This is a genomic window from Gillisia limnaea DSM 15749, assembly GCF_000243235.1.
In the GTDB taxonomy this organism is placed as follows: domain Bacteria; phylum Bacteroidota; class Bacteroidia; order Flavobacteriales; family Flavobacteriaceae; genus Gillisia; species Gillisia limnaea.
On sequence record NZ_JH594606.1, the window covers coordinates 1559206 to 1577883 of the forward strand.

At 38.0% G+C, this 18678-nt stretch carries 15 protein-coding genes; 9 read left to right on the plus strand and 6 right to left on the minus strand.

Annotation, left to right across the window (positions count from 1 at the left end):
• Positions 1-150: 150 nt before the first annotated feature.
• The 8 genes from GILLI_RS08775 (at position 151) to GILLI_RS08810 (ending at position 8748) form a co-directional block, all read left to right on the plus strand.
• Positions 151-1239 carry a diphosphomevalonate decarboxylase gene (locus tag GILLI_RS08775; protein ID WP_040506533.1) on the plus strand — a complete coding sequence of 363 codons (1089 nt, stop codon included), beginning with the start codon at positions 151-153 and terminating at the stop codon, positions 1237-1239.
• A 130-nt stretch (positions 1240-1369) separates the two neighbouring features.
• Positions 1370-2308: a mevalonate kinase family protein gene (locus tag GILLI_RS08780; RefSeq protein WP_006988746.1), complete on the plus strand. Its 939-nt coding sequence runs from the start codon at positions 1370-1372 to the stop codon at positions 2306-2308.
• Between the two features lie 13 nt (positions 2309-2321).
• Positions 2322-3227, plus strand: coding sequence for a geranylgeranylglycerol-phosphate geranylgeranyltransferase (locus tag GILLI_RS08785; RefSeq protein ID WP_006988747.1), 906 nt, complete (start codon positions 2322-2324; stop codon positions 3225-3227).
• Between the two features lie 246 nt (positions 3228-3473).
• The gene (locus GILLI_RS08790) at positions 3474-4349 is read left to right on the plus strand and encodes a pseudouridine synthase (protein ID WP_006988748.1); all 876 of its coding nucleotides are present in this window, start codon (positions 3474-3476) and stop codon (positions 4347-4349) included.
• 376 nt (positions 4350-4725) lie between these two features.
• Positions 4726-6129 carry an arginine decarboxylase gene (locus GILLI_RS08795; protein WP_006988749.1) on the plus strand — a complete coding sequence of 468 codons (1404 nt, stop codon included), beginning with the start codon at positions 4726-4728 and terminating at the stop codon, positions 6127-6129.
• Between the two features lie 60 nt (positions 6130-6189).
• Positions 6190-7065 (plus strand): agmatinase, encoded by an 876-nt coding sequence (gene speB, locus GILLI_RS08800; protein WP_006988750.1) that lies wholly within the window; start codon positions 6190-6192, stop codon positions 7063-7065.
• Positions 7058-8029 carry a deoxyhypusine synthase family protein gene (locus GILLI_RS08805; RefSeq protein WP_006988751.1) on the plus strand — a complete coding sequence of 324 codons (972 nt, stop codon included), beginning with the start codon at positions 7058-7060 and terminating at the stop codon, positions 8027-8029. The genes speB and GILLI_RS08805 overlap by 8 nt, the downstream gene beginning before the upstream one ends.
• Positions 8030-8124: 95 nt before the next feature.
• Positions 8125-8748: a lipid-A-disaccharide synthase N-terminal domain-containing protein gene (locus GILLI_RS08810; RefSeq protein ID WP_006988752.1), complete on the plus strand. Its 624-nt coding sequence runs from the start codon at positions 8125-8127 to the stop codon at positions 8746-8748.
• On the opposite strand, the gene GILLI_RS08815 is transcribed toward GILLI_RS08810, so the two are convergent.
• From GILLI_RS08815 to GILLI_RS08840, 6 genes are all read right to left on the minus strand, one after another.
• On the minus strand, positions 8737-10104 hold the full coding sequence (locus GILLI_RS08815; protein WP_040506536.1) for an MptA/MptB family glycosyltransferase: 1368 nt from the start codon (positions 10102-10104) through the stop codon (positions 8737-8739). The genes GILLI_RS08810 and GILLI_RS08815 overlap by 12 nt on opposite strands.
• Before the next feature lie 171 nt (positions 10105-10275).
• On the minus strand, positions 10276-12045 hold the full coding sequence (locus tag GILLI_RS08820) for a MutS-related protein (RefSeq protein WP_006988754.1): 1770 nt from the start codon (positions 12043-12045) through the stop codon (positions 10276-10278).
• Between the two features lie 15 nt (positions 12046-12060).
• On the minus strand, positions 12061-12423 hold the full coding sequence (locus GILLI_RS08825) for an MmcQ/YjbR family DNA-binding protein (protein ID WP_006988755.1): 363 nt from the start codon (positions 12421-12423) through the stop codon (positions 12061-12063).
• A gap of 38 nt (positions 12424-12461) precedes the next feature.
• On the minus strand, positions 12462-13073 hold the full coding sequence (locus tag GILLI_RS08830) for a DUF4230 domain-containing protein (RefSeq protein ID WP_006988756.1): 612 nt from the start codon (positions 13071-13073) through the stop codon (positions 12462-12464).
• A gap of 53 nt (positions 13074-13126) precedes the next feature.
• Positions 13127-16600 carry a leucine--tRNA ligase gene (locus GILLI_RS08835; RefSeq protein WP_006988757.1) on the minus strand — a complete coding sequence of 1158 codons (3474 nt, stop codon included), beginning with the start codon at positions 16598-16600 and terminating at the stop codon, positions 13127-13129.
• A 72-nt stretch (positions 16601-16672) separates the two neighbouring features.
• The gene (locus tag GILLI_RS08840) at positions 16673-17599 is read right to left on the minus strand and encodes a ketopantoate reductase family protein (protein ID WP_006988758.1); all 927 of its coding nucleotides are present in this window, start codon (positions 17597-17599) and stop codon (positions 16673-16675) included.
• Between the two features lie 111 nt (positions 17600-17710).
• Here GILLI_RS08840 and GILLI_RS08845 point away from each other — a divergent pair, with 111 nt between their 5' ends.
• Positions 17711-18589 carry a cell division protein FtsX gene (locus GILLI_RS08845; protein ID WP_006988759.1) on the plus strand — a complete coding sequence of 293 codons (879 nt, stop codon included), beginning with the start codon at positions 17711-17713 and terminating at the stop codon, positions 18587-18589.
• Positions 18590-18678 lie beyond the last annotated feature (89 nt).

Below are 18678 nucleotides of genomic sequence, written 5' to 3' on the forward strand. Positions count from 1 at the left end.
CGGGGCAAGCCTAAAAGTTATCAATTGAAAAATACTTTTAAAAATTGCAGGTAAAGATCAGGGAATAAAACCCTCAATGAGGGATTAATTTGAAACCATGATTCCTTCCCTGTAAACTAAAAAAGTATATTTGTGGAAAGTTCCTTTAGCATGACCGAAAAAGATTTTTTACCTCAACCCTATACCAAAGTAGTTAACAAGGGAAGTATAACCTGGCAGGCTCCAAGCAATATAGCACTTGTAAAATACTGGGGGAAAAAAGAACATCAAATTCCGGCCAATCCTTCGGTAAGTTTTACCTTGAACAATTGCAAGACCACCACTACATTAAATTACGAAAAAAAGAAATCTCCCTCGCAGGATTTCGATTTCGAACTTTATTTTGAAGGAAAGATCAAGGAAGATTTTAAACCGAAAATAACGACATTTTTTAAAAGAATTGAGCATTATTGTCCATTTCTAAAAGAGTATCACCTTACCATAAAAACCGAAAATTCTTTTCCCCATAGCAGTGGTATTGCATCTTCCGCAAGCGGAATGAGCGCCCTGGCACTTTGTGTAATGAGCCTGGAAAAAGAATTGGATCCGGGAATGGCAGAAGAGTTTTTCAATAGAAAAGCTTCCTTTCTTGCAAGATTGGGATCCGGCAGTGCATGCCGAAGTATAAAAGGGAAAATAGTAGTTTGGGGGAAACATGATGGAATAGCATCCAGCAGTGACCTTTTTGGGGTGGAATACCCCGGGAAAGTTCATGAAATATTTCACAATTATCAAGACACTATTTTATTGGTGGATAAAGGCACAAAACAGGTAAGCAGCAGTGTTGGTCACAACCTGATGCACGGACATCCTTTTGCGGAAGCACGATTTAAACAAGCACATAAAAATTTGGAGGCACTAACCAATGTTTTTCAAACAGGTGACCTGGATGATTTTATGGAGCTGGTGGAAAGCGAGGCCCTGACGCTTCATTCGATGATGATGAGCAGCAGACCCTATTTTATCCTTATGAAGCCAAATACGCTGGAAATCATCAACAAAATATGGGAATACCGGGAGCGTACAGGAATGCCCATTTGCTTCACCCTGGATGCGGGCGCCAATGTACACGTGCTATACCCTGAAAAACATTCAGAAATAATTTTAGAATTCATTAAGAATGAGTTGGTTGCGTATTGTGAAAATGAACAGTATCTTTGTGATCGTATTGGCGATGGAGCGAGAAGGATTGAAAATTAGAAGGTGCCCGCTTCAAAAAAAGAAATGATGGACTATTCCATTTCCCCCGGTGGATTTGGAGTACACTGGAAGAAGGCAGATCTTCCCATGGAATGCTTAACCACAACCGGGATTTAAATACACTATCTCAATGAAAGGACCTTTATTCTATTCAAAAATATTACTCTTCGGGGAATACGGAATCATTAAAGATTCTAAAGGTTTATCAATTCCTTATAATTTTTATAACGGCGCATTAAAAGTGGATAAGATTCCTTCAGAAGAAGCTATCAAATCCAACCAAAGTCTGTTACGATTTGCCAAATACCTGGAAGAGCTTCAAATAAGCAATCCTTCACTGGTGAAATTTGACCTGGAAACTTTAAAGTTCGACATCGAAAGAGGCATGTACTTTGATTCCAGTATTCCGCAGGGATATGGCGTAGGAAGCAGTGGTGCTTTGGTTGCAGCTATCTATGATGAATATGCACAAGATAAGATCACCGTTTTGGAAAATCTCACCAGGGATAAATTGTTAAAACTGAAGAAGATCTTTGGTGAAATGGAATCTTTTTTTCACGGAAAATCTTCCGGTTTGGATCCTTTGAACAGCTATTTAAGCATCCCAATCCTTATCAATTCCCAGGATAATATTGAACCTGCAGGAATTCCTTCACAAACAGAAAACGGAAAAGGCGCTGTGTTTTTACTTGACAGTGGCTCCATTGGGGAAACTGCTCCTATGGTGCATATTTTTATGGAAAACATGAAACAGGAACCTTTCAGAAAAATGCTGAAAGACCAATTTGTAAAACATACCGATGCTTGTGTAGATGATTTTTTACAGGGCGATGTGAAATCGCTATTCGGGAATATCAAGAAACTTTCTCATGTTGTGCTAAACAACTTTAAACCGATGATCCCTGCTCAATTTCATAAATTATGGCAAAACGGAATTGACACAAACGATTATTATCTAAAACTTTGCGGTTCCGGCGGCGGAGGTTATATCCTTGGGTTTACCGAAGATTTTGACAAGGCCAAGAAAGCCCTCAAAGATTATCGCTTAGAGATCGTTTACAACTTCTAGACTCCCCTTTTTAATGGCGGCAGCTAAAAACAAACGTTTATTGCTTAAAATGCTGAGTTTGTTTTCAGTGATTCGCGGCTACAATATTTTGATACTGATCCTGGCTCAGTACCTTACTTCTGCTTTTATTTTAGCGCCCGCATTACCGCTAAGTGATGTGATCTTTGACCCTAATTTATTTTTCCTGATACTTTCTTCTGCAACAGTGATCGCTTCGGGTTATATCATAAATAATTTTTACGATAGCGAGAAAGATCTCATAAACCGGCCTAAAAAAACAATGCTCGACAGGTTTGTGAGTCAGCGCACTAAATTATCGGTTTATTTTATCCTCAATTTTGCAGCTATTTTCTTTGCCAGCTATGTTTCCTTTAGAGCGGTTGTATTCTTCTCCATTTACATATTTGTTATCTGGTTTTATTCCCACCGTTTAAAAAGAATTCTTTTTGTTGGCAATCTGGTAGCATCGATTTTAGCGATCATTCCATTTTTTGTGGTTTTTATATACTACAAAAATTTCGAAACAGTTATTTTTATACACGCCACATTCTTATACCTGATGATCGTTATGCGTGAACTGGTAAAAGATCTTGAAAACCTAAAAGGGGATCTCATCCTTAATTATAAAACCATTCCGGTTGTTTACGGGGAAAAGTGGAGCAAATTTTTTCTTTCTGTTTTAACCGTTTTATCCGTGATCCCAATTTTGCTGCTTACAACAAAATTTGATACCGGGATGATGGACTACTATTTCTATGTAAGCCTGGTATTACTGGTTTTCTTTGTTTTATTTCTTTATTTCAGCTCTGCAAAATGGCAATATTTATTGCTCCATAACATCCTTAAATTCATCATTGTTGCAGGGGTTTTTAGCATTTTGCTTATCGACCACGCCGAGGTTTTTACCCGGGTATTTTAAAATTTTCCAGAGTTCGGAACCTTCCTAATTATATACAGAGTGCTACTATACTAAGATTGGTAATACATGTCCGCCCCTGAATCCATTTAACAAGAGGCAACCAAGCATTGAAAAAACCTCATTAATTATCCCAGCTTTATAAAAAGTATAAGAAAGCTTAATCCTGAGAAATATTTCATCACAAATCTTTAAAAAATAACTTAGTCACATCTTAATCAATAAAGTATCTTTGCAAAAAATATTGGTATGAGCAGAAATGAAAAATCTTCGGGGAAATCCTCAAGTTCAAGACAAGATGGCGGAGACCGCAAGAAATCTAGTGCCCGTGGGAATGCCCCTATAAAAAAGCAATCTAAAGGAAAACCGGAAGCAAAATCCACATCTAAAGTTGTCTCTAAAGCCGCTCCAAAAACTGATGGAATCCGGTTAAATAAATATATCTCCAACTCCGGCATGTGCTCACGTAGAGATGCCGATATTTTTATAGCCGCCGGAAACGTGACCGTGAATGGAAAACCTGTAACCGAAATGGGTTACAAAGTTAAATTAAGCGATGATGTAAAGTTTGACGGAATTAAGGTGAATCCTGAAAAACCGGAATATATTGTATTGAATAAACCAAGAGGTTTTTATACCACCGGAAGTTTGGAAAAAGGTTCCAAAACCGTGATGGACCTCATCTCTAAAGCTACCAAAGGAAAAGTTGTTCCCGTTGGAAAACTGGACAGACAAGCCAGCGGACTTTTATTGTTCACCAATGATGGTACTCTTGAAAAACAATTGGGAAAACCAAAAAACGGTATACGGCAGATCTACCATGTAGAACTTACAAAGCCCGTACAACCAGAAGATCTTGATAAAATACGAAATGGAATTACCCTTGAAGACGGGAAAGTAAAAGTTCAGGAAGTAAGCTTTATTGAAAACCGGCCTCACAATGAAGTTGGAATTGAAACCAACAGCGTTAAACCTCATGTGGTTCAAAGAATTTTCAAAAGCCTTGGTTATGAAGTGGAAAAACTGGATCGTGTTGTATTTGGCGGTTTAACAAAAAAAGATTTGTCCCGCGGCAACTGGAGAGTGCTTACAAAACAGGAAATAATCAACCTAAAAGCTTTATAAAACAACGGATCGCTTTTATAAAATAATAACACTAATTTTTTTATATTTTTGTTCTTTACGGGAATCATTTATCCTGTGAAATATCCAGATTTTCGATGAAAGGATATAGATGGGATTAAAAGTAGTAAGGTTTTTTTTTAAGAATTCGATTTATTTTATCCAATTTTTCAAATAACAGGTTGATAAATTCAATTATTTTTATTGATCAAATCCTTCAGATTTACTTCTGCAAGGCTGTTGGTGGTATTCAAAAAAACCACTTAAACTTCAGGAAATCTTTCAATAAATTTTATCTTAACAATAATTTACCAAACAAATCTTTTGATCCATTGATATAAACCCTAATTTTTCATTTTTAATTTTATAAAATAAAGCATTGAATACTAAATACAGCGATTTAATACATCAAACCTATTATTTCCCGCAGGAAGAGTTTAAATTGGAGGACAATGAGCTTCAGTTTCACGAAATAGATTTGATGGCATTGGTAGAAAAATATGGTGCTCCATTAAAATTCACGTACCTGCCAAAAATTTCAGAAAACATTCACAGAGCAAAAACCTGGTTCAATAATGCTATAAAAAAGCATAATTATAAGGGCAACTACAATTACTGTTACTGCACAAAAAGTTCCCATTTTGAACATGTACTCAATGAAGCGCTTAAAAATGATATACACATTGAGACCTCTTCAGCTTTTGATGTTAACATCGTACAAAAATTAAAACTTACAGGAAAGATCACCGATGATACCTACGTGATCTGCAATGGTTTTAAGCGCGACCAGTATATTACCAACATCGCCAATTTGATCAATAAAGGTCATAAAAACTGTATTCCTATAATCGATAATTACGAAGAGATCGACCTTCTTTCCGAAGAGATTAAAGCCCCTTATAAGATCGGGATCAGGATCGCTTCTGAAGAAGAGCCGAAATTTGAATTTTACACTTCCAGATTAGGGATTGGATACAAGAATATTGTGCCCTTCTACAACAAAAAGGTGAAGGAAAACCCGGACGTTGAATTGAAAATGTTGCATTTCTTTATCAATACCGGGATTAGGGATACCTCGTATTACTGGAATGAATTAAATAAATGCCTGCAGGTTTATATCAATCTTAAAAAAGTATGTCCTACGCTGGACAGCCTTAACATTGGCGGTGGATTTCCCATAAAAAATTCCCTGCATTTTGAATATGATTATGAGTATATGGTAGATGAAATCATCAACCAGATAAAACTTACCTGTGAAGAGGCAGAAGTTGATACTCCGCATATTTTTACGGAATTTGGTTCGTTTACCGTTGGAGAAAGTGGGGGTGCCATTTATGAGATCCTTTATCAGAAACAACAAAATGACCGTGAAAAGTGGAATATGATAAATTCTTCATTTATCACCACGCTTCCAGATACCTGGGCAATTAGTAAAAAGTTTGTGATGCTGGCCATCAACCGATGGAATGATGAATATGAAAGGGTTTTACTGGGAGGGCTTACCTGTGATAGTGACGATTATTATAATTCTGAACAAAATACCAACGCAATCTACCTTCCGAAGTATAAAAAGGACAAACCTTTATATATAGGGTTTTTTAATACCGGAGCGTACCAGGAAACCATTGGTGGCTTTGGCGGACTTCAGCATTGCCTTATTCCACAGCCTAAACAAATACTTATAGATAAGGATGAAAACGGGAATATAAGCACCCGCCTTTTTAGTGAACAACAAACCTCTGAAGATCTTTTAAAGATATTAGGTTACAGTCCAAATAATTAGGTCAAAAAAAAATTATAACTTTAGCCATATTTTTTAAACCAAAAATTTCAAACTTAAGTAATGAACAAAAATAATTACGCCGGGATACCAGATAAGTATGCACGCATAGACGAAGCACAAGTGGTATTAATCCCTGTTCCTTATGACGGAACAAGTTCCTGGCAAAAAGGCGCAGATAAGGGCCCGGAAGCTTTCCTGGAAGCTTCAGCAAACATGGAGCTTTTTGACATCGAAACCCGCACCGAGGTTTACAGAAGAGGAATTTACCTCGCTCCTCCTGTTACTGAGAACTCTTCTCCGGAGAAAATGGTAGAAGCGGTTCACAAAACCACTAAAAACTACATCAAACAAGATAAATTTGTAACCGTTTTTGGAGGTGAACATTCTGTGTCTATAGGAACAATTCGTGCTTTTAATGAAGCTTTTGAAGATCTTACCGTAGTCCAGATAGATGCTCATGCGGATTTACGTCCGGAATATGAAGGCTCTTCCTGCAATCACGCCTGTGCTGTTCACGAAGCCAGCAAAATTGCCAACCTTGTACAGGTAGGAATTCGTTCTATGGATGTTTCTGAACTGGATCATATGGATGAGAATCAGGTTTATTTTGCACATAATCTATATGAAGACTGGATGGATGATGCCATTGGGCAAATGACTCCAAATGTGTTTATCACTATAGATCTGGATGCTTTTGATCCTTCTATTATGCCATCTACAGGAACTCCAGAACCGGGAGGGTTGTTTTATTACGAAACCCTGGAATTTCTAAAAATGATGTTCAAGAAAAAAAATGTGGTAGGTTTTGATATCGTAGAGCTTTGTCCCAATGATGTGGATAAATCTTCAGATTTCCTTGCCGCAAAATTATACTATAAAATGTTGAGCTATAAGTTCAAATATTTAAATCATACCCCAGAAGACGACGATGAGTAAAGGAGCGATTTCACAATTTATTGAAAAATATTATTTACATTTTAATTCTGCCGCGCTTGTAGATGCCGCAAAAGGGTACGAGAAGCAACTTCAGGATGGCTCAAAAATGTTGGTTTCCCTTGCCGGAGCGATGAGCACTGCCGAGCTCGGAAAGATTTTTGCTGAAATGATCCGTAAGGATAAAGTACAAATCATTTCCTGTACCGGGGCAAATCTGGAAGAAGATGTGATGAACCTTGTGGCGCATTCACATTACAAACGCGTTCCTAATTACAGGGATCTTACTCCACAGGACGAATGGGATTTGCTGGAAAAAGGATTAAACCGTGTTACAGATACCTGCATCCCCGAGGAAGAAGCTTTCAGAAGGATTCAGGAGCATATTGTGAAGATATGGAAAGATGCTGAAGCTGCCGGTGAGCGTTATTTACCGCACGAATATATGTACAAGTTATTGCTTTCCGGAGTGCTGGAAGAACATTATGAAATAGACCTTAAGGATTCCTGGATGTACGCCGCTGCCGAAAAAAATCTCCCAATGGTTGTTCCCGGATGGGAAGACAGCACTATGGGGAATATTTTTGCTTCCTATGTTTTAAAAGGAGAATTAAAGGCAAGTACCATGAAATCCGGGATCGAATATATGACTTTCCTTGCCGACTGGTACACCCAAAATTCTAAAAGCGGAATAGGCTTCTTCCAGATTGGCGGAGGTATCGCAGGGGATTTCCCAATATGCGTAGTGCCAATGTTGTATCAGGATATGGAACGAACAGATACTCCGTTCTGGAGCTATTTCTGCCAGATCTCAGATTCTACTACGAGTTACGGTTCCTATTCGGGAGCAGTACCAAATGAAAAGATCACCTGGGGAAAACTGGACATCAACACACCAAAATTTATTATCGAAAGCGATGCAACCATAGTAGCGCCGTTAATTTTTGCCTATCTTCTGGATATGTAATAAAGAATAAAATAAAAAAGTAGAAGGGCTGTTTTAACAGCCCTTTTCTATTGACTCTTTTAAGTGATTTTAAATTTGGTTAATTCTGAACTTTTATGAGCAACTGGTTAATTTATGGGATTGGATTTCTTGCGCAGCTTTTATTTTCAGTCCGGTTAATAAACCAATGGTTCCTCTCTGAAAAGGCAGAAAAAGTAAAAACCCCCAGGCTGTTTTGGAAATTGAGCCTGTTTGGATCAATGCTGCTGTTTATCTACGGCTATTTACGAAACGATTTAGCTATTATGCTTGGACAATTCCTTGTGTATGCGGTTTATTTCCGGAATTTGCACTTGCAAAATGAATGGAAAAGTTCCAATATCATTTTAAAATTAACCGTGATTGGTGTTCCTATACTCATCGCAGCCTATTTGATCTTTCTGAGTGAATTGAAGTTGCAGGATCTGCTCGATGGTGAAAATATTGCTGCCTGGCTGATAGTGCTTGGCATCCTCGGGCAAATTGTGTACACCTCCAGGTTTTTTTATCAGTGGATCTATTCTGAACAGCATGAAAAATCGTCTTTGCCCCTGGGATTTTGGATACTTAGTTTAGCCGGATCCACCATCATCTTCATCTATGCTATCTTCAGAAGAGATCCAGTGCTTTTGGCAGCTCATTTTTTTGGTGGGATGGTATATATCAGGGATTTATTTCTGCTGAAGAAATCAAAGAAATAAATCTGTCTTCTTCCTGTTTTCATTTAGTATCTGATAAATAAACATTCCAATTACCACTATATATTCCAAAGCCACCAGCCACAAATTCTCCCGGAAAACAACATCGCTATAGGCAGCATAGCTAAAAATGACCACAAACGACCAGATTACAGCAAACCTGTACCGCGTAAAAACAGAGAGCAACAAAGGAGTGGCGATATACCAGGGATGCACCGTGGTTGAAAGGAAAAAATAAATAGAAACTCCCAGAAGCATTGTTGTTATAAGACGCTGTGGGGAATTATTTTTCCTAAAAATAGCTAAGCCCGCTAAAATAAGGATAACGATAACAGGTAGCACTTTCCCGGCGGTTTCAATAATATTGTAACCCTTTACCTGAAAACCAACCCACCGGATGAGATAGTAAATACTCGCATTGAATTCAAATTTCTGAAACCAGAGGCCTATGCTCGCCGAAAAATTTGAAATAAAAGCGGAAGATAAAAAAGGCAGAAAACTAAAAATTACCAAAACAACAACTATCAAATAATATAAGCACAGCTTCCAAAAATTCAATTTGTTTTGGGAATTTTCAGCTGTAAAATACCTCAATAACAGGGGTAAAAAAAGAAGGGGAACTAATTTCAGGGAAACAGAAGCTGCAAAAACAATCGCACTCAGGATCCATTTTTTCTTGTGTAAAAGATAGAGAGACCAAATCAGAAAAAACAACATTACGCCCTCAAAATGTAGGTTTCCGGTGAGTTCTATAATTATAAATGGATTGAGAATATACCAGAAGATCCTATTGACCGGCAAATTTAAGTTCTCTAGCAGTTTCTTTCCGAAGTAAAGGACTCCGAAATCGGCAGCAATGATAACGACACGCATTACGACTATAGAACCCAGAATGCTTTTCCCTGCGAATAACCCTGCAAGCGCAAAGATAAATTGATTGAGCGGCGGATAATTGGTGTAATTACTTCCGCTTAATTCCCCCATTCCTTCATAAAGTTTTGAAGCCTGGGCAACGGTTACAGTTCCTTCTTTTATGAGATTTTCCGGTAAATGCAAATAGGGGTTCCAACCTTCAAGGATCATTCTTCCATCCCATATAAATCTGTAAAAATCCTGCGAAAGATTCGGGATTGCACCAAAAAAAATCAATCTCATCAACAGGGCAACTCCGGCAAGGAACCAGAAATTCCTTTTTTCGATCTTATAAATATTCCAACTTAAATAAAAAACAGCCGAGTAAAGCCCGATTAGTTTTATAAGATCATACCTTTCCAAATCGTACCCAAAAGACAAGTAAAATGCAGCTGTAATTGCAATTAGCAAAAGCGACACTTTATGCATTTGGAAAAAGTTCTTCATTTAAGGAAAATAAATATTTACAAAAATGGATTTTTTTTTAGATTCTGTAACGAGTTAAGACTTGCGTGATTACAATTTCCAATGTTACATCGAGCGGAGTCGAGATGCTTCGAAAGACTCAGAAAGACATGAAAATCGATCTTCAAATAGTATAGATGTCAAAATGATGTCCTAATCTACAATATTCATTTTCTTCAGAAGAAAAGATGCATTCATATTCTGGCAAATTCCTTCTTTAAATTTATAGTCGAAAAACAATTCATCATTCACGATCTCTGCATCAAAATAATGATTTTCCACTTGTGGTAATTCATCTGAAACCTCACATAAACTAAGATCGTGTGTGGCTATGATCCCGGTAGATTTCGATTTCACAAGTTTTTGAATGAATTTCCTGGAACCAATTGCTTTATCGGTGCTATTGGTGCCTTTTAATATTTCGTCCAGAATAATAAAATATTTATCGGTTTCAATCTCCCCAACGATGTACTGTAAGCGCTTCAATTCTGAAAAGAAATAAGACTCATCATCGCTAAGCGAATCTGTAGTCCGCATGCTTGTGATAAGTTTTATTGGAGAATACTCACTTTTTTCAGCACAAACTGGTAAACCAATATTTGCCATTACAATATGCAAGGATACCGTTCTTAAAAAGGTGCTTTTCCCGGCCATATTAGCACCGGTGATAATAAAAAACTGTTCATTTTCTATCTTAAAATCGTTCGCGATAACTTTTTCAGGATCGAGCAAAGGATGTGCAAGATTCTCTGCCTTCACAACCAATCCGGATTGAGAAAGTTTAGGGAAAACATAATTGGGATGATTGAATGCGAAATTTCCAAGGCTGTTGAAGGCATCGGTAAACTCAATTACTTCAAACCAATCCTTTACATTTTGATGCGACGCTTTTATCCAGGATTCGAGTTTATAGGACTTGTGTACATCCCAAAGCAGGAATCCATTTAACAGAACACCCAAAAGAAAATTATTGCGTTGATCTAATGCGTCTATCGCTTTTGAAAATTCCTTGAAAATGGCTGAAGCTTTACTGCCTTCCGACCTTATTTTTTCCTTATTTTCTTTCAATATTTTTGAAGAAAATTCTGTATTCTCAAGCATTGCCAGCAATTGATGGTATTGATGGAACGTATCCTGAACCTTACTTACACTACCGGAGAGTAAATTCACTTTTTTAAGGTAGATCCCGGAATATAACAATCCAGCCAGGAACCATAAAAAAAGCTGTATTCCGGTTACATTTTCCGTGAAATAACCAATCACTAATAGGATAGAAACCACAGAAAATAATGGCGATAACCAAATAATATACCTGGGGGAAAAGCTTATATACTTATTAAACCAGTTTAAAACCTGATCTGATTCCGTTTCGGTTTTCACCAGGTGTGCCACCGCAGTAAATTCCTGTCGCCATTTTACTTTTTCAGCTAATTCTTTAATGGCTTCCTGCTTTTCGGGAATTTCTTCAATTGAATTTTCTGTGAGAAGATGTGCAAGTCTTCTTTTTCCTTCTTTCAAAGAAGTTCTGTTCAAATACTGAAAGAAAGACCCTTTTCCAAACAAGTCGATATCCTGACTAAAGGCATGCAAGGGATCTTCAAATTCATTTCCTGTTGGCAGATCTGAAAATTTCCGTTGTAAAACTCTTAATTCCAATTCATTGATCTTTACAAGTTCATCAATTTTATTGCGCTTGTATTTAAGATCTGTATGGCGGGAAACAAGAATCAAAAAAATCACTATTGCAACCGCCCCAATGGCACCTGAGATCTTAATTTCACTGAAAAAATAATAGATCCCGAAGGCTGCGAGTAGAAAAACCAATAAACGTATGAAGCTTGAAATATTGAGGTTTTTGTTGGCTTGTGCCAAAAGATGCTCCTTATGTTCCTTTTCTTTTGTATAAAACCCGAATGCTGTCATGAAATTAGTGCTTATTTATTCCAGACTTTCCAGGTCCTTTTGCAGCCTTTTAGGCAGTCCCTGAATTACCCGATTATAGGAATGGTCTGTGAGGCCGAAGATAAGGGAATTTGGAAGAAATCCATCCAGCACGAGGGTATTCCAGTGCTTTTTATTCATATGATATCCGGAAAAAATGCTATTGGAATGTTCCTCCCTTAAAGTGATTGCCTGTTCCGGATCACACTTTAAATTTACCCTCAACGGAATTTCATCCAGGGAAGCCAGAGCAAAAATTTTTCCCATCACTTTAAACACAAGGGCATCCGGGCCAAATGGAAGATCTTCAGCAGCGCCTTTTTTCGACAGGCAATAATTTCTGAAAGTTTCTATATCCATAAGCCACCTGCCTTACACTCTTAAATGGTGAGAGGATTTTAACGCAGTTTTTGTTGATCTTTTATATTTTCTTCCAGGGCCGTATAATCGAGTTTCCAACCGATGGTTTCTACGATTTTCTCAATTAGCAGAATAGTTTCCAAAGCCTCTTTGCGTGCTTTTTCCAGCAAGCCGCTTTGGGGTATCTTATCCACAATATGTTTTTTGGCATCGTGGCTTATATCGGTGAGATCGGAAGTGGTAAAAGGATTTGCCCACCCTTCACGTTTATCGTAATATTTAAAATCGGTCTCTACGGTAAGCAATTCCGGATCTGGAAAATTTGTGAGAATTATCCTTTTAGTTTCACTATCACCGGACATCTTAATCTTGGTAAGATCAAAACCTATATGGGCTTTTGCACTAATTAGCACAATGGCTTTCTTCTTTCCCAAAAGCAAACTCACATATTTTTCCTTTAGATTTTCATAATGGTAGATCTCCGAAAAATCGCCTTCCACGGTAATAAATTTACAAACGCTTTTGATCTTATCAATCAAAATCACGGATTGCTCATCGGCTCGCTCCTTACTGCGATATTTGTTAAACCTCGCAAAAATAAAATATGCGAGAACGGCTCCGGCCGCAAGTCCTATAAATAGATATTCCATACTCAAATATAAAGAAAAGCAGCTATAAAATTACCTCAACTGCCTTTTGCTGATTATCCAACGATATTTACAATTTTTCCCGGAACTATGATCACCTTTTTAGGCGTTCTTCCTTCCAGTTGTTTTTGTGTTCTTTCATCTTCCATCACAGTTTTTTCGATCTCCTCTTTACCCATATCCAGGGGTAATTCCAAGGTAAACCTCATTTTCCCATTGAAGGAAACCGGGTATAATTTAACGCTTTCCACCAAATATTTTTCTTCATAAATAGGATAGGCCGCAGTACTAATAGATCCTGAATACCCGAGTTTTTCCCATAGCTCCTCTGCAATATGCGGCGCGTAGGGCGCTATTAAAACAGCCAATGGCTCCAGAATTTCCCGATTATCACATTTTTGAGCAGTAAGCTCATTCACACAGATCATAAAAGTAGAAACCGAAGTATTAAAGCTGAAAGCCTCGATGTCTTCTGTTACTTTTTTAATGGTTTTATGCAGGGTTTTTTGAGAATCTGCCGAAGCTTTTTCATTTGAAACCTGAAAAGAAGAGTCTGCTCCTTCGGGGGAGTTAGAGGGGGAATGATACAGTTTCCATAATTTTTTCAAAAAACTATGCACTCCGGACATTCCTGCGGTATTCCAGGGTTTCGCCTGTTCCAGAGGCCCAAGAAACATCTCGTACATTCGCAAGGTATCTGCCCCATATTGTTTACAGATCTCGTCCGGATTTACCACATTGTACTTGGATTTGGACATTTTTTCGACTTCGCGATGAACAATATATTTGTCATTTTCCTTAAAAAATATAGCGTCTTTAAATTCTTGATTTAAAGGGTGATTTTTAAAAGCTATAATATCTAATTCGTCTGATGCATTTACAAAATTAACATTAACATGAATTTTTTGGACTTCTAAACTAATACCGTTGAATATATATTTAATCGTCGGGAATTTTTTTGAAAGTTGTTTTTCAATTTCTGGAAAGTTCGATCCAATACTTAATTGGCCTTGGCCAAAATCACCTTCTGGAAACATTTTATTTCTTAGAAGCCTTTTAGGAACAAATATTTTATTATCATATTTCTGAATAAATTCCTCTATTTTAGTTTCTTGTTCTATCGAAAAATGCAAATCATCAGACAAGGCAGATAGAGTTCTTGAAACGTTTATAAACCTTAATCTATATATAAAAGCGCTTGTCCCTAATATCATCCCTTGGTTAATCAGCTTTTTGAAGGGCTCTTCAACACTAACCATTTTACGGTCATAAAGGAATTTTGTCCAGAAACGGGAATACAACAAATGTCCTGTTGCGTGCTCGCTTCCACCTATGTATAGATCGACATTTTCCCAGTATTTCTGGGCTTTTTCAGAAACAAATTCAGCGTCATTGTGGGCATCCATATACCGGAACCAGTACCAGGAACTGCCTGCCCAACCCGGCATGGTATTCAATTCCAGGCCCCCTCCATCCCCAATGGGGGAACTTTCAAATTCCTCTTTGGAAACTACCTGTTTCTTTTCCTGGTCCCAATACCATTTTTCTGCTCTTCCCAAAGGTGGTTCCCCTTCTTCGGTTGGGAGGTATTTCTCAACCTCCGGCAAACGCAATGGCAAATGCTCTTTAGCTATCATTTGCGGTAAGCCATTTACATAATACACAGGAAATGGTTCTCCCCAATAGCGCTGTCTCGAAAACACTGCATCTCGTAATCTATAATTTGTTTTCCCTTTTCCCAGACCAATTTTCTCAAGTTCTTCGATAGCCTTATTCAGCGCCTCTTTGTAGGGTAGTCCTGTTAGAAAATTGGAATCGGTGATAACGGTTCCCTCTTTTCCTGAAAAAGCTTCTTCAGAAATATCTATTCCTTCAAAAATGTTCGGAATAGGTAATCCAAAATGCTTGGCAAAATCATAATCCCGCTGATCTCCACAAGGAACTGACATTACTGCACCCGTACCATAACCTGCCAATACATAATCCCCGATCCAAACAGGGATTTTCTCTCTACTTAACGGGTGAAGAGCATAAGCACCGGTAAATACTCCGGAAATTGTTTTAACATCGGCCATACGCTCACGTTCGCTACGCTTAGCCGATTTTTCAATATAGGCCGAAACTGCCTCTTTTTGTTCTGAGGTAGTTATTTCCTTAACCAATTCATGCTCGGGAGCAAGCGTCATAAAGCTAACTCCAAAAATAGTATCTGGTCTGGTGGTAAAAACCTTAATCCCCCTAACCCCCGAAGGGGGAATTACATCTTGCTGTAATTGAATTTTAATTTGTTCAAGGACAAAATCAATATTACCTATAATTTCCTCATTTCTAAACCTAACCACTCTAAAGCCTAAATTATTAATAATTTTAGTTCGTTCCTCATCCTTTTCTTGCTGGGAGTCGTGTATATTTCCGTCGACTTCAATTACCAATTTCTTAGACAAACAAACAAAATCTACTATAAAATCACCTATTAAATGTTGTTGTCTGAATTTGTAGCCTAATTTTTTAGATATTAAACAATCCCACAGCAACTTTTCGGCTTGTGTAGAATTACTTCTCATTTGTTTTGCTTTATCAATCAATAAATGAGAATTATTACCACCCGTCATATAACCATATTTCTGTTTTCCTTCCCCTTCGGGGAAGGCTAGGATGGGGAATTTCACCAAAGCCCCTTTAGATCTTCCAATCCAGTTAGTTTGGGAATCTTTAAGGGGTTGTGGCCAGTCGATGCTTGAAAGACCATCCAATAAACGTTGTGCATAGGCAGAAATACGCATGCTCCACTGGGTCATTTTTTTGCGAACCACAGGAAAACCGCCACGTTCTGAAACGCCGTTCACGATCTCATCGTTTGCCAGTACGGTTCCCAGTTGCGGGCACCAGTTCACTTCGGTTTCAGCTAAATAGGTAAGTCTGTATTGTAATAATATTTTTTGTTGTTCTTCTGATGAAAAAAAATTCCACTCTTCTGCAAGAAAGGCGATAATATCATCATCACAAGCCGCTTTTACCCTGGTATTCCCTTCCGCAGAAAAAATCTTTATCAATTCGGAGATCGGGCGGGCTTTATCGGCCTTCACATCATACCATGATTCAAAAAGTTCAATAAAGATCCACTGTGTCCATTTATAATAATTTGGATCACTGGTGCGTACCTGCCTGCTCCAATCGAATGAAAACCCGATTTGGTCCAGTTGCTCCCGGTATCGTTTTATATTTTCTTCGGTAGTTAGTGCCGGATGCTGCCCGGTTTGAATGGCATATTGCTCTGCCGGCAATCCAAAACTATCATAACCTTGTGGATGCAGCACATTAAAACCCTGATGCCTTTTGTATCGTGCATAAATATCACTCGCGATATATCCCAGGGGATGCCCAACGTGCAACCCGGCCCCAGAAGGATATGGAAACATATCCAGCACATAAAATTTCTCTTTTGAGGAATTATTGGATGCCTTAAAAGTTTGATTTTTGGCCCAGTATTCCTGCCATTTGGTTTCAATCTCGTTAAAATGGTAACTCATTGCTCTAATTTCTGAATAGCTGCAAATTTACAATTTTAAACTTCTTACGGGAATCAATCTTCTATAGAAACGTTAAAGATTTAGGGCTTTTTGCTCCATAGGAAGCAAACATTCGTAAATAAATTTGTTCACCGGAGTTGGAATTCCCAGCCGCGCACCTTCCTGCACTATAAAGCCATTAAAATTTTCAAGCTCTGAAGGTCTTCCATCCATAAGATCACGTTGCGTGGAAGCTGTGGTTTGAAAAGGTTGGTTTGCTATTGTCTCAAAAACCCTTTTTACGTGCTCCAGGGTCAATGGAATTTTTTTAGCATTGGCAACTTCCACGATCTCGCGGGCGGTTTTCTGCATCAAATCAAACAAATAGTCACTTTCCCGGATCTTACCAATAGGAACACGGGTTAAACCTCCTATTCCGCTAATAGTTACTATAAACAGGAATTTTTTCCAGACCTCCAGCTCGATTTCTTCCGGGATGGTATTCTGAATGCCGGAGCGGTCAAAAATTTCTTTTACGGAATGAATTCTTTTGCTTTGTGAATTATCGATCTCACCAAAGATAATTTCAGGTTCAAATGAAGCGTGTTTAATTTTGCCGGGGCTTTCTATAAAACTAACGATACGACATAATCCCGCGATCACATTTTTTTTAGGAAGCACCTGCAACAACTGTTCTACATTACCGGCTCCGTTTTGAAGAGGCAAAACGATGGTATCTTCTTTAATAATGGCTTTTAAAGCAGTTGCGGCATCTTTTAGTTGCCAGGATTTGACTCCCAGGATCACCAGGTCTGGCGATGAAACATTTTTCAAATCATCGGTTGCAATTTTGGGTACTACTTTAAAATCCCCCTTTATACTTTCTATAAATAATCCGTTTTGCTGAATCGCTTCCAGGTGTTTCCCCCTGCCAATCATACTAACATCATATCCTGCATTGGCAATCATTCCGCCAAAATATCCTCCAACTCCCCCGATACCATAAATCAAAATTTGCATACTTCTGTTTTCTCAAAGATATTTATAAAAGAATAAAATATAAACTTTGAACGTTTTAAAGAATGAGTATCATTTACTTTCTTATTTTTACACAAAATCTGCATCTTCGCTATGAGTTCATCTTTTGAAAAGTATCAAAAACGCCGCCTGATATCGTCGTATTTTTCCGTAGTTATCAGTATAGGTTTGGTTCTGTTTTTATTAGGCCTTTTGGGCCTTTTGGTGTTGAATACCAAAAAAGTTGCCGATCATTTCAAGGAACAAATAGCAATGACGGTTTATTTGAAAGATACCGCCAAAGATGTTGAGATCGAGCAACTCAAGAAAAGTCTCGCACTGGCGGAATATACAAAATCAACCACCTATGTTTCCAAAGAAGAAGCTGCAGAAGCTCACAGTAAGGAAATAGGGGAAGAATTTATGGATTTCTTAGGGTATAATCCCCTGCAAAATTCCATAGATCTCTATATGAAAGCCGATTATGTTTCTCCTGAACAAATAGATGAAATAGCTGAGGATATTACCTCCAAAAATTTTGTGGATGAAGTGATCTATGATAAACCCCTGATCGCTCTGCTGAATGACAACGTGAAAAAGATTAGTTTTTGGGTATTGGTGATTAGCGGAGTTTTTACATTTATCGCGGTTTTATTGATCAACAGTTCTATTCGCCTGGCGGTTTATTCCAAAAGGTTTATAATAAAGACCATGCAAATGGTTGGTGCTACCAAAACATTTATAAGAAGCCCGTTTATCTGGCAAAGCGTAAAACTGGGAATTATTGGTGCCGTGCTAGCACTTATAGGCATGGGGATTGTACTGTATTATTTAAACAGCAGTTTCCCTGAGCTTGAACTACTAGCCGATGCCAAATTGCTGGTAGCACTATTTGTGGGTATTTTAATGATGGGCATATTGATTACCTGGGCAAGTACATTCTTTGCTACTTCAAGGTTTTTAAATCTAAGAACAGATGAACTTTACTACTAACTTCGCCACGAACCTAACTTCGGGCATGAAAGAATGCGGTTTATTTGGAGTCTGTTTTTTTGGCCGTAAAAGGCTATAATTCGTTCTCC